This window comes from Undibacterium sp. CCC3.4, from assembly GCF_034347425.1.
Lineage (GTDB): Bacteria > Pseudomonadota > Gammaproteobacteria > Burkholderiales > Burkholderiaceae_D > Undibacterium.
On record NZ_CP133779.1, the window covers coordinates 2228904 to 2241911 of the forward strand.

The following is a 13008-nucleotide window of genomic DNA, read 5'->3' on the forward strand; positions in this document are numbered from 1 at the left end:
CCTAGTGATGTATTGAGTGTTGGAAATATTAGGCATAGGCAGCTCCATATGCTTGTCTTAAAATGCTGCCAGTAACAACTTAATGGATCGTCGCAAGCGACGATTAAAGTGGCCCCCTAAGTCCAGACAATTATTCAAAGAGTTTAAGATAGTGCCTGTTTCTGCCACAGCTGCGCGGCGCTGCCCCGTTATTCGCACTACATCACTACCGTGCTTTTCTTTTCTATCATTTTTGAATCAGGCAGTTCAGTACCAAATTTGTTTACGATCTTGGCACCGCCGCCCACGCCTGATCGATACACGGTTTCCGGCGTTTGATAACCCAATGATTGATGTTTACGTTCAGCGTTGTAGAACATAAAATAGTTCGCCAAGCCGATCACCAACTCCGGCATACTTTCATGCTTTTTCAAATACACTTCTTCATATTTCACACTGCGCCATAGACGCTCAACAAAAATATTATCCAACGCCCGACCGCGACCGTCCATACTGATTTTGATGCCGTTTCTAAGCAGCAGCCCAGTAAAGGCCTGGCTGGTAAACTGCGCACCCTGATCGGTATTAAAAATCTCCGGCGTTCCATACCATTTTATGGCTTCTTCCAAGCAGTCCACGCAAAACCCCGCATCCATCGTGTTCGACAACCGCCAAGACAGCACCTTCCGGCTATACCAGTCAACGATCGCCACCAGATACACAAAACCCCGCGGCAGCCTGATGAATGTGATGTCTGTACTCCAGACCATATTTGGTCGAGTGACATCGATACCTCTCAGTAAGTACGGGTAAATCTTGTTCTGCGGATGCGCTTTACTGGTGTTGGGGCCTGGGGCCATACCTGCCAATCCCAGTTGCTGCATCAGCCTCTGTACGCGCTTGCGGTTCACTGCATGGCCACAGTCTCGCAAGTAATGCGTCATGCGTCGCGTGCCGTAAAATGGATGTCTGGTGTATTCCTCGTCAAGCAATTGCAACAGCAAACTATCAAACGGATTGATCTCTTCTTGCAAGCGCTTTTTCTTGTCGTACACGACCGAGCGCGTGACTGAAACGAGACGGCATTGTGTGGCGATTGAAAGGGCAGAGAGCGGCTCTACCCACTGCAATCGTTCCGTTACAGGCTGATCCCTGACTTTTTTTTAAGCCAATCGAGTTCCATATTCAGTTGCCCAATTTTGGCATAGAGACGGTCTGGGTCGTTCTGTGTGCTGGCCGGTTTCGGACCGCGCTTACCTTCAAACAGACTGCCTGCATTTTCCAGTAATTCTTTCTTCCACTGGCTAACCTGCGTCGGATGCACCCCGAACTCTTGGGCGATCTGATTGATCGTCTTTTCGCCTTTGATTGCCTCAACTGCTACCTTGGCTTTTTGTGCGCCGCTAAATATTTTTCTCTTATTTTCACTCATGGTCTGCCTCGTCTCTTTTCGACAGACACTAGTTTAAACTGTTGTCCGGATATGTGGATCCACTATACATGGAAAAGACCCTGGAAGGGGTTTGCATCCCCTCCCATCGCGTCGCTCCTTCGTCGCTCACCGGCCAAAAGAGGCTGTCGCAAAAGCCTGATGGACGTTTTTTACACCTGAAACACCGCATACCTCGTCATTCCCGCATGCCACAGCCTCGTCATTCCCGCATGTTTTTGGCGGGAACCCAGCGTCGTTTTTTACACTGAAAAATGCCACAATTTCTGGCATTTTCAGTTAAGCACGAACGCCGCTGGGTTCCTGCCAAAAGCGCGCAGGAATGACGTGGCCACCAGTTAGGGTAATGATACCGACTCAATACCCTTTTGCGACAGCCTCTGAAGGCCGGGGTTTCAAACCCTAGTCAGATTTTTGATGAAAAATATTTATTTTTTTATCTTTTAAAAATTGCCCGTTTTCATTTCGACATTTCGCTTGTTTGCGCTCCCGTGTACGGCCGCGTCGCGTAGGCCAATAGTAAAAAGGCTACTGCAGAACCTATCCAATAATCGATCGGGGTACCCCACAACCAGTGATGATGCCAAGTCACGGTCGCTTGGTTGAAGTGTTCCCAACCCCAGGCCGGGTTCATCACGAACCACATGCAATCTTCAATGATCCAGAACACGATGCCAGCGGCAAACACGCGTGCTTCGGTGCGCCAACTCCATGGCTGGGTAAGAAAAAACGGAAAGTGGAAAAACAGGGCGATGAAGGGAAATACCCAGGCATGGTAGCCGGTCATCGCGCGTCCACCCCAGAACAGATCGAGCAACCAGTGTTTTTGTATGCGCCAGGTCGGCAAATTGGCCCCCCAACCGGCGGCACCCTCGATTTGAATTTCCACCTGGGCAAAAAAAATCGCGAGTACCGCGACATAGGAGAGCATGAACAGGCTGGCTCGGAAGGAAGTGTGAGGCTTCATGGCAGGGCTTTCGATGGCAGTGAGTGTAAAACTTGGTGCAGCACGGTGGCGGCGGCATACGGTTTGCCAGCTATCCCTGCTTGTGTGCGCATGGCCTGGAGTTTTTCCGGATGCTGCAGCAAATAGCGCACACGATAGAGCAGGCTGACATCGTCATAGGCTTTGAGGGCAGCGCCGCATTCGAGCAGGTAGTCGGCATTGCGTTCTTCTTGGCCGCGGATCGGCGCGTTGAGTAGCAGCGGCAAGGAGTAGGCCAGGCATTCCGAGGTCGTCAGTCCGCCCGGCTTGGTGATGACCAGATCGGCGCAAGCCATCAGGCGCTCGACCTGCCGGCTATACGCAAATGGAAACAGGCGCGTGGGAAAGCGCTGCGCCAGTTCTTGTAGTGCTGCCAGTGCTGGGGCGTTATTTCCTGCCAAGACTAATAATTGAAACGGCGTGTCCAGTGCCAGCAAGCCTGCGGCAATCTGCGCCAAGCCACCCAAGCCGGCACCTCCCCCCATGAGTAGTATCGTCAGGCGTGCGGGATCGATGCCGATTTCGGCCGCGCATTGTTGGCGTAAGGGTTTTTCTTCAAAATGTGGCATTACCGGAATGCCGGTGACATGGATGCGCTCGGGGGCGATACCGGCGCTGCGCATGCGGTCGGCAATTTCTTCACTGGCGGCAAAGTAGCCAGCCATATGCTGGTGTACCCACATGCGGTGGAGGTCGAAGTCGGTGACTTGTACAAATACCGGACAATGAAATTGTTGTTTCGCTATCCGGCGTGACAACAATTCTGCCGGTAAAAAATGCGTGCAGATGATGGCGTCGGGCGCGAACTCAGCGATAGCTTGGAACAGCGTGCGGGTATTGAGTCGCTCCAAACTGCGGCGCAGGCGTTCGAGTGCGCTGTTGGTTTTGGCTTCATTGCTGGCTTGGTAGAGATAGCCCCACAGATTCGGGGCGGAGCTGACCAACTTAATATAAAAGTCAGTGTAGATTTTGCGAAAGCCGCTGCTGACAAAGTCCATCACGTCGAGATGGATCACCTCGCTGTCGGCGGCGTGGACGACTGCACTGGCTTGCAGCGCTTCGGCGGCACGGCGATGGCCGGCACCGGCAGAAACACTGAGTAAGAGGATTTTCTTTTTTCGCATCGCATACGCAAGTAGCCTTCAAGCTGACAGGCTAGCATGCGAGTGTGATGACTTGATGACGCGCGCCCGCGTTTCTATTAAGGCTGTAGGCGGCTGATTTGCCAGTTGTGCTCGGGCTGACGCGTATAGACGATGCGATCATGCAGGCGCGAGCTGCGTCCTTGCCAAAATTCAATTTTTTCTGGCACCAAGCGGTAGCCACCCCAGTGTTCGGGGCGCGGTGGTTGGTCGCCATAGCGAGTAATCACCTCTGCCAGTTGCTGCTCGAGTTGGTCACGGTTGGCCACCGGCTGACTTTGTATCGACGCCGTGGCACTCTGACGACTACCGAGCGGACGGCTATAAAAATACACATCGTTTTCGGCGGCAGAGATTTTTTCTATGCGGCCTTCGATGCGGACTTGGCGCTCGAGTGCCGGCCAAAAAAACAACAGTGCGGCATGTGGATTACTTGCCAAGTCATTGCCTTTGGCACTGTCATAATTGGTAAACCAGGTGAAGCCACGCGCATCGTATTCTTTGATCAGCACGATCCGTGCCGATGGCTGGCCCGCCGCATTCACCGTTGCCAAGCTCATGGCATTGGCTTCGGCGACGTTGGCTTGCAAGGCTTGTTCAAACCAGTGGCCGAACTGCATGAACGGGTCGCTGGCGACATCGGTTTCAGACAGGCTGGCTTGCTGATAATCTTTACGCAGATCGGCGATAGACATACATTTCCTTAAATAAACGAGAGCTGAGCAGTTCAGGCCGGCTCGGCCGTAGGGACGATACCGCGCCGGGTTTGCATCGCGGTACCGAGTTTTTTCATCTGGGTGGCGTCGAACAGGCGCAGCGCCATCGGCGCAATATGCCCTTCTTCTATCGCCATATGGGCTTGATACAATTCGGAAAATTCTTCTACATCGCTGGCCGATAAATCACCGCCCTCGCCATCTTCTATCGCTTGCAATTGGCTTTCCAATCCCTTCCAATGTATTTCCATTTGGCGATGATGCAGCAAAATCTGTAGTGTCAACTCTTGCAACAGCACGGCATCGTCACCTTTTGCCGTGGCTGCCAGTTCGGGCAGTAAATCGACCTCTTCATCTTCGTGATGCAAGGGGGCCGCTTTTCGGAAATAGCGCAGTACCGCTTTGGCTGCGCGTTGGGCTTCTTCATCTACCCCGGTATCATTGAGGTGACTGACCAGCCGCTCGAGCGTGCTTAACTGCTTGCGTATGCGATCGTGGCAATGCTTTAAGATTGCCAGAGGCTGATCGAAGTCTGGTGCGCTATCGAATAAACTGTTCATGCTGACTCCCTGTGGAGAGGTTGACCATCATTATGCAGTAGGGATTGTAGACCTACTTGCGACACATCAATCACGCTCTTGTAAAATGGCGACAATATTTAAAGCTTCGTGTCTGCATTCAGGCACGATGTTCACACACTGCTCACCAAAACATTAATAATACTATTATGCAACAAAATTCAGATATCGATTTCGATCGCCGTTTCGGCGGTGTCGCCCGACTTTACGGTGCCGCGGCGCTGAGTCGCTTTCGCGCCGCACATATTGCTGTGATCGGCGTCGGCGGCGTCGGTTCCTGGGTGGTGGAAGCGTTAGCGCGCAGTGCCATCGGTACGATCACTCTGATCGATCTCGATCAGGTTGCAGAATCGAATATCAATCGCCAGATTCAAGCCACCAGCGCGAGTCTTGGGCAAGCCAAAGTCAGCGCGCTGGCCGAACGGATTGCCAGTATCAATCCGTTTTGCGTGGTTCATGAGGTAGAAGATTTCATTACACCCGATAACCTTGGCGAACTCGTCGGGGCCGCTGGGTTTGATTATGTCATCGATGCCATCGATGATGTCCGAGCCAAGACGGCATTGATTGCGTTTTGTCATCAACAGCAACTGCCGCTCATTACTATCGGTGCGGCCGGTGGACAAACCGATCCGGGTAAGATAGAGATTCGTGATCTCTCGCGCACTGAGCAAGAACCTTTGCTAGCCTTGGTGCGCAAACGCTTGCGTCAGAACTTTGGTTTTCCGCGCGGTGCCAAGAGTAAATTTGGCATCGAGGCGGTGTTTTCCATGGAGGTGCTGACTACCCCGGCGGAGGTCTGTGAAACGCCCGAGTCGGCCGCACAAGACACGGCACTGAGCGGCTTGAATTGTGCCGGCTTCGGTTCTTCTGTGGTCGTGACGGCCAGCTTCGGCTTGCGTGCTGCGGCACGTGTTTTGCAGGTCTTGGCGCTGGGGCGGCAAGACTGAAAGGTTCTTTAGTCATAACAATCGCTCACTAATTCTTTTCAGATATTGGGAGTATGAGCGTGCGCTGGCTTTTCCTGCCCAGTTGGCCGATCTCTGTGAACAAAATGGCATATTTGCTACTTAGTAGTAATATAGGGCAAGTGCAGCTTCAAGCTGCCGTATAATAAAATAAAATTGCCGCATGGAATTATTTCATGCGTCGCTGATCTGTTTTTATTCACGCGCATTCAGCCAGTGCGCAAGGAAGATAATGATGAATGATTCCGCTGTGCTCGATATCGCTGCCGAAGTTACTACTGAGCAGGAGTTCCTGGCATTTCGTCTTGGTGCCGAGGAGTATGGCATTGCGATTTTGCAGACGCAGGAAATTCGTAATTTCGAAACTCTCACGCGGCTGGCTAATTCGCCTGATTACTTACGTGGGGTCATGAACTTGCGCGGCGTAATCGTGCCGGTAATCGATCTGCGTCTGCGTTTCGGTACCGGTGCCGATGCCCCCGACTCGTCGACCGTGGTGATCATTCTCAATATTCACGGTCGTGTGATTGGCGTCGTGGTTGACAGTGTGTCTGATGTTGTCACGCTGATCACGGCTGATATCAAACCGGCACCTGAACTCGGTACTACCTTCTCTAGCAATTACCTGATCGGTTTGGGGCAGATTGAGGAAAGAATGATCATTCTGCTCGATATAGAAAAAGTCATGTCTGGGCCGGAATTGGGTTTGATCGCGCAGACAGCCTGAACTACCGACGCCATCTCAGTGGGTCGGCTGAGGATCAGGATTTGCCGAACACTTCGTTGAGTTGCTGCGTCACGCGTATGAAGGTCGTGCGTTTAGTCAATTCTTTCAGCTTGTGTGCGCCGACATACGTACATGCTGAGCGCACGCCACCTAAAATATCTTGCAAGCTATTGCTGACCGGACCGCGATACGGCACCAGTACTTCCTTGCCTTCAGAGGCGCGGTAGTGAGCCACGCCACCGGCATATTTATCCATGGCCGCGCGACTGCTCATCCCATAGAAACGTTTGAATTGCGTGCCGTCGCGCTCGACCACATCACCGGCGCATTCATCATGGCCAGCCAGCATGCCGCCGAGCATAATGAAATCGGCACCGCCACCAAAGGCTTTGGCTAAGTCACCCGGCACCGCACAACCGCCATCGGCGCAGATTTGCCCGCCCAAGCCGTGGGCGGCATCGGCACATTCGATGATGGCCGACAATTGCGGATAGCCTACCCCGGTCATTTTGCGGGTAGTGCATACCGAGCCAGGTCCGATGCCGACCTTGACGATATCAGCCCCAGCCAGTATCAATTCTTCCGTGATATCACCGGTGACGACATTGCCGGCCATGATAGTCAGTTGCGGAAAATCAGTACGGACTTTTTTGACAAAATTAATGAAGCCTTCGGTATAGCCGTTAGCCACATCGATGCAGACATATTCGATGGCGGCTTTGGTGCGCGCCATTACGGCAACAAATTTATCGTAATCGGCATTCGATATGCCCATGGAATAAAAGGCCGCTGATTTTGTTTGCAGACGCGTGAAATAATCAACCAGCGTTTGCTCATCGTAGTGCTTGTGCAGGGCGGTGGATAATTGTTGCGCTTCGAGTACGGCAGCCATTTCCAGCGTGCCGGTCGAATCCATATTGGCAGCGATGATAGGAATGCCGCGATAGGTTTTACGCGAATGATGGAACACGAACTCTCGTTCGAGGTCGACATCTGAACGTGAGGTCAGGGTTGAGCGCTTGGGGCGGATCAGAACGTCTTTAAAATCCAGTCTCAGGGTTTCTTCGATATGCATAACGACTCCGGTGCGCGTCTGGCGGACGCAGGAATGGAACGACTCGAACACCGAGCCATTGAGCCGTAATTGAGTATAGTGGAAAAAACCGACTAGTGTCGATCTGCTGAAGCGATGCCCGGTATCACGCGTTTCGTATACCGGACACCCTAGGGAAGTGCTGGCTTAATGGCAAACGCCCTTACCTTTATCGCCGAAGCTGGCACCGTCCGTGGCCAAGAATTCCCATTCATAGGAATTTTCTTGTAATTTCAGACGTAACACGCCGTGGCTGGAATTATCGCGCATCTCGGTGGTGTTTTTTGGTAAAAACATCGGCGTGGTTGCCGCCCCGCCGGTGCCGACCACAAAACTGCGCAAGCCATTGACGTCATCGCGCTCGCCATTGCCATCCATGGGGGCGAAACGTTCATAGTCATGGTCGTGGCCGCTGAGGACCAGATCGGCTTTGGCCGCTACCAACATTTTCCAGGCTGGCCACATCAATTCATTGTTGCCATGGCCACCAGAGCTGAATGCCGGATGATGCCAGAATGCCAAAGTACAGCGCTGTTTGTTGTTACTCAATTCTTCTTGTAACCATGCCAACTGCGTTTGCATTTGTTGTCTGTTAAGGTTGCTGTTGAGCGAGATTATCTGCCAATTGCCGATGTGTTTGGCGTAGTAACCGCGTCGATCGGGGCCGGCCAGTTCGCCAAAGTAATTGTAGTAACCGAGTGCTTTCGGCATGGCGTAGTCATGGTTGCCGGGCGAGGGCAGGGTACGCTGTTTGAAGCGACCCCAGGTCGGGTCGTAACAATTACTGAATTCTTCAGGTTTGCCAACCGGATAGGTATTGTCGCCCAGCGTGATGGCCAGCGCGCTCGTGTCTTGTGCCAGTGCCGTGGCAATCAAGTCGGCGGTACGGGCAGCCATGCTCTCCAGGGCTGGTTTTTTCTTGCAGTCAGCGATATCGCCCGCCGCATAGATCGTGATGCTCTTTGCTTTGCTGGAGAGTTTTTGTTTAGCACTTTTGGTAATCGGGTTTTCCAGCGCGTAGGCTGACGAAGTCGCCAGCGCTGCGAGAAAAAGTAAGGCGGGAATCAAACGCACACAATGCATAGGAGGTCTTTGGAAGTAGGTATAGAACAACAGGGGGGTATTTTACCGTGTCCCGGTCGCGCTGCCCGATTGTTTACAATGTCAGTGAGCGCAAACGCAGCGCATTGCTGATGACTGAGACTGAACTCAGGCTCATTGCCGCACTCGCCAGCATAGGGCTGAGCAACAGGCCCAGCCATGGATAGAGTGCACCGGCAGCGAGCGGCACGCCGATGAAATTATAGGCAAACGCAAAAAACAAATTCTGCCGAATATTACGCATGGTAGCGACACTCAGACGGCGCGCACGCGCAATGCCTTGCAGCTTGCCTTGGATTAACACTAAATCGGCGCTTTGCATGGCGATATCGGTACCGCTGCCCATGGCAATGCCGACCTGGGCTTGCGCCAGTGCCGGCGCATCGTTGATGCCATCGCCGGCCATGGCGACAAGGTGTCCTTGGGCTTGTAAGTCACGGATCATGCGCAATTTGTCTTCAGGCATGACTTCTGCGTGAAACTCGGCGATGCCAAGCTTGTTTGCAACGCTTTGCACCGCCAGTCGATTGTCACCGCTCATCAAGATCACACGGATTCCGAGTGCCCGCACCTCATCGAGTGCGGCAGCGGCATCGGTTTTTATGCTATCGGCAATACTGATGAGCGCGAGCGCGCGTTGATCGCGCGCCAAAATCACCACCGCATGGCCATTTGCTTGAAATGTTTGTATCTGCGCATCAAATTCGGCGGTGTCGATACCATGCGCGGTTATCCAGGCGGGTTTTCCCAGCATCAGCGCTTGCTCATTTTGCCAAGCACGCACACCTTGTCCGCTGACTGCTTCGAAACGGCTGATCGTTGCGGCAGCAATATTTTTCTGCTCGGCGCAGTCGACGATGGCGCGCGCCAACGGATGTTCGCTGGCTTGTTCCAGCGCCCGCGCCAGTGCCCAGACTTGATCGTGGTGTTCCCCTTGGGCCAGCAAGAAGCCTTGTACCGCAGCATGGCCAGCGGTCAGGGTGCCGGTTTTATCGATGACTAAGGTGTCTATTTTTTCCAATAATTCCAAAACCTCTGCATTTTTGATCAACATGCCAGCCTGAGCCGCCCGGCCTATGCCGACCGTGACCGAAATCGGCGTGGCCAAGCCAAGTGCGCAAGGGCAGGCGATGATCAGTACCGAGATCGCCGCCATACAGCCGTTGGCCAATGCTGGCGCTGGCCCGAGCCAGTACCAGAGCAGCAAGGCGGCAAGGGCGGCGAACAATACTGCTGGCACAAACCAAGCCGAGACCTGATCGGCCAACTTTTGTATCGGTGCCCGTGAGCGTGCGGCTTGATTGACCAAGCTGATGATGTGCGACAACAGCGTATCGCGACCGATCTTTTCCGCCGACATGGTGAAACTACCCTGTTGGTTGAGTGTGCCGGCACGCACCGTCGCGCCGCTGCGTTTGGCCACCGGCATGGCTTCGCCACTGATCATGGCTTCATCGACATACGATGCGCCGCTGATCACGCTGCCATCGACGGCAATCTGCGCCCCCGGTCGCACGCGTAAGGTGTCGCCAAGCTGAACTTGATCGAGTGCGATGTCGCTGTCGGAACCATCGGCGTTGACCCGTATCGCGCGGCTCGGCGTCAGCGCCAGCAAGGAACGAATGGCCAAGCCGGTTTGGGCGCGTGCGCGCAGTTCTAACACTTGGCCGAGCAAGACCAAGCAAATGATGACGGCTGCTGCTTCAAAATACAGCGGCACCATGCCATCTATTTTGAAGGTGTCCGGTAGTGCCGCCGGGAATAGCAATGCCACCAGACTGAGTAAGTAAGCGGCACCGGTACCGATGCCGATCAAGCTGAACATATTCAAATTGCCGCTGCGAAAGGACAACCAGGCACGGGCAAAAAACGGCTGCCCCAGCCACAGCACCACTGGGCTGGCAAGTGTACATTGCAGCCAATTGAACAGCTTCATGCCCAGCCGCGCATGCAAATCTACCCCGGGAAGCATGTCACCCATGCTCAGCATCAGCAGTGGCAGGCACAGCGCGATACTGAAGTATAAGCGCCGGCGCATGTCATGCAATTCGCTCTGGTCATCAACGAATGAAGCTTCTTTGGGTTCCAAGGCCATGCCGCAGAGTGGGCAGATGCCGGGGCCGAGTTGTTCGACTTCTGCATCCATAGGGCAAATATATAAGAGCTCGGCGGCATTGGATGGCGGCGCGACAGGAGTAGGCGCAGGTGCCAGCGCGGCATCGGGCTGGGCACGAAATTTCGCCAAGCAAGCGGCGCAACAAAAATACCAAGTGCGGCCGGCATGCTCCATCTGATGCGGGCTGTTGCTACTGACGCGCATGCCGCAAATCGGGTCGCGTTGCTCACCGGCCCGATCTTCTTGCATGCTCGTCGTCGTTGCTGCAACTGCACTCATGTTTCCTGTCCCCAGCAGGGTTTTGGCGCGGACATAATCTGTCGGTATCGCGTTGAATTTGGCCGCGCATGAGGCACTGCAAAAGTAATACGGCCGTCCTTGAAAGCGCACGCTGAACTTGGCCTTGCTGCTGACTGTCATGCCGCAGACTGGGTCGAGTGTGGCTGCTGCGCTCGGCTCTGGGCTTGTGCAGCAAGGGCTGTGACTGTGTTCGTGCGTCATGGTTGGCTTCCAAATGTGGTCTATGCTTTATCATAGACTGCGTACCCAACTACGGAGTCAAGGAGTTTCTGATGTCTGATCCCAATCAATTAACGATAGGACAATTGGCCAAAGCGGCGGCGGTCGGTGTCGAGACGATACGCTATTACCAGCGGCGCGGTTTGTTGCCTGTGCCGCTGGTTGCCAGCGGCTTTCGCACCTATACCAAGGCCTACGTGGCACGGATTCGTTTCATCAAACGCGCGCAGGAACTTGGTTTTCATCTCGATGAAGTCGCGCAGTTGCTGGCGCTGGAAGATAGTCATGATCGCACTGCCGTGCGCGACATCGCAGCCGAACGTTTGCTGCAAGTGCGTGCCAAGCTCGCTGATTTACAGTGCATGGAACAGATTTTGGCTGGTCTCATCGCTCGCTGTGCCGCCTGTGGCGATGATATGAGCTGTCCTATTATCGATGCGCTCAGCGGTACCTCTATGCCACCCTGAAATAATAACGACCAGACGTATCTGGTCGTTATTTGCCTCATTGATGTTTATACTCAGGCAGCGTTACCCAGCATCGGATAATCGGTGTAGCCGATTTCTTCGCCACCGTAGAACGTCGCGCGATCAGGCGTGTTCAAGGCAGCACCGGTGGCGAAGCGTGCCACCAGGTCCGGGTTGGCGATGTAGGGACGGCCGAAGGCGACGGCATCGGATAAGCCGCTGGCAATCAAGGCTTCGGCTTCGGCCGCGGAATAGCCGCCGCAGCAAATCAAGCTGCCGGGGAAGGCGGCCCGCAAAGCTTGGCGGAAGGCGGTACTCAGTTCGGGACCACCGGCCCAATCTGGTTCTGCAATATGCAGGTAGGCAATGCCACGGGCGGTAAACGCCTTGGCCAGATACAGCGCGATCGCTTCGGCTTCACGGTCGGCGATGCCATGGGCAACAAAATTCGGTGACATACGCACGCCAACCCGATCGGCACCGATTTCGGCAATTGCCGCATCCACCGCTTCGAGCGTCAAACGGGCGCGATTTTCCAAGCTGCCACCGTAGGCATCGGTACGCACATTACTATTGGTTGACATAAATTGCTGCAGCAAATAACCATTGGCGGCATGCACTTCGACCAAGTCAAAGCCGGCGGCTTTGGCGCGGATGGTGGCGGCGCGATATTGCTCAATAATTTGGGGCATTTCGGCCAGTTCCAGCGCGCGTGGCTGGGAGGTTTGGATATTGGCTGGGGTGCCATCTTTTTCGATGACGAAACATTGGCTGTTTTCTGCCGTCAAGGCCGATGCCGATACTGGTGCGGCATCATTTTCTTGCAGCAAAGTATGGGAAATGCGGCCTACGTGCCACAGTTGCAGGGCTATTTTGCCACCCTTGGCATGCACTGCATCGACCACGGTTTTCCAGCCCGCTTGTTGCGCATCCGTAAATATACCGGGCGTCCAGGCATAGCCTTGACCTTGGCGCGAAATTTGGCTGGCTTCGGTAACGATGAGGCCGGCACTGGCGCGCTGGGCATAATATTCAACATTGAGCGCGCGCGGAATATCGCCCGGCTGGCCGGCGCGTGAACGCGTCAGCGGTGCCATGATGATACGATTGCTGAGCGGGATGCTGCCGACTTGCAGAGGGGAGAGTAATTGTTGGTACATGATGATT

General features: G+C 54.1%; 12 protein-coding genes. 3 read left to right on the plus strand and 9 right to left on the minus strand.

Features of this window, described 5'->3' with window-relative positions; all coding sequences use genetic code 11:
• Positions 1–197 precede the first annotated feature (197 nt).
• The 5 genes from RHM61_RS10000 to RHM61_RS10020 all read right to left on the minus strand — a co-directional run bounded on the left by RHM61_RS10000 (position 198) and on the right by RHM61_RS10020 (position 4832).
• Positions 198–1411, minus strand: a protein-coding gene (locus RHM61_RS10000; RefSeq protein ID WP_322247645.1) for an IS3 family transposase whose coding sequence is annotated in 2 segments (ribosomal slippage) — positions 198–1135 and positions 1135–1411 — 1215 coding nt in all. Because the reading frame shifts where the segments join, the coding sequence is not laid out codon by codon here.
• A gap of 478 nt (positions 1412–1889) precedes the next feature.
• Positions 1890–2396, minus strand: a complete 507-nt coding sequence (locus RHM61_RS10005; protein WP_322250960.1) for a hypothetical protein — start codon at positions 2394–2396, stop codon at positions 1890–1892.
• Entirely contained in the window at positions 2393–3538 is a 1146-nt protein-coding gene (locus RHM61_RS10010; RefSeq protein ID WP_322250961.1) for an MGDG synthase family glycosyltransferase, read from the minus strand. Before RHM61_RS10010 ends, RHM61_RS10005 begins: the two co-directional genes overlap by 4 nt.
• 77 nt (positions 3539–3615) lie before the next feature.
• Positions 3616–4251, minus strand: a complete 636-nt coding sequence (gene pdxH / locus RHM61_RS10015; RefSeq protein WP_322250962.1) for a pyridoxamine 5'-phosphate oxidase — start codon at positions 4249–4251, stop codon at positions 3616–3618.
• Positions 4252–4283: 32 nt separating this feature from the next.
• On the minus strand, positions 4284–4832 hold the full coding sequence (locus tag RHM61_RS10020) for a hemerythrin domain-containing protein (protein WP_322250963.1): 549 nt from the start codon (positions 4830–4832) through the stop codon (positions 4284–4286).
• Between the two features lie 167 nt (positions 4833–4999).
• On the opposite strand from RHM61_RS10020, the gene RHM61_RS10025 reads away from it, so the two are divergent.
• Both RHM61_RS10025 and RHM61_RS10030 read left to right on the plus strand, forming a co-directional pair.
• A complete protein-coding gene (locus tag RHM61_RS10025) occupies positions 5000–5800 on the plus strand; it encodes a tRNA threonylcarbamoyladenosine dehydratase (RefSeq protein WP_322250964.1) in 801 nt (266 codons plus the stop codon).
• A 250-nt stretch (positions 5801–6050) separates the two neighbouring features.
• Positions 6051–6545 carry a chemotaxis protein CheW gene (locus tag RHM61_RS10030; protein WP_416200225.1) on the plus strand — a complete coding sequence of 165 codons (495 nt, stop codon included), beginning with the start codon at positions 6051–6053 and terminating at the stop codon, positions 6543–6545.
• A gap of 34 nt (positions 6546–6579) precedes the next feature.
• Here RHM61_RS10030 and RHM61_RS10035 read toward each other — a convergent pair whose 3' ends face one another.
• The 3 genes from RHM61_RS10035 to RHM61_RS10045 form a co-directional block, all read right to left on the minus strand.
• Complete coding sequence (locus tag RHM61_RS10035) at positions 6580–7620, minus strand: GMP reductase (RefSeq protein WP_322250966.1); 1041 nt, start codon at positions 7618–7620, stop codon at positions 6580–6582.
• Between the two features lie 165 nt (positions 7621–7785).
• Positions 7786–8721, minus strand: a complete 936-nt coding sequence (locus tag RHM61_RS10040) for a metallophosphoesterase family protein (RefSeq protein ID WP_322250967.1) — start codon at positions 8719–8721, stop codon at positions 7786–7788.
• 73 nt (positions 8722–8794) lie between these two features.
• Positions 8795–11356 carry a heavy metal translocating P-type ATPase gene (locus RHM61_RS10045; RefSeq protein WP_322250968.1) on the minus strand — a complete coding sequence of 854 codons (2562 nt, stop codon included), beginning with the start codon at positions 11354–11356 and terminating at the stop codon, positions 8795–8797.
• 71 nt (positions 11357–11427) lie between these two features.
• Between RHM61_RS10045 and RHM61_RS10050 the strand changes: the two genes are divergently transcribed.
• A complete protein-coding gene (locus RHM61_RS10050) occupies positions 11428–11841 on the plus strand; it encodes a MerR family transcriptional regulator (protein WP_322250969.1) in 414 nt (137 codons plus the stop codon).
• Between the two features lie 53 nt (positions 11842–11894).
• Here the strand turns inward: RHM61_RS10050 and RHM61_RS10055 are convergent, their stop codons facing one another.
• Positions 11895–13001 carry an alkene reductase gene (locus tag RHM61_RS10055; protein WP_322250970.1) on the minus strand — a complete coding sequence of 369 codons (1107 nt, stop codon included), beginning with the start codon at positions 12999–13001 and terminating at the stop codon, positions 11895–11897.
• Positions 13002–13008: the final 7 nt, after the last annotated feature.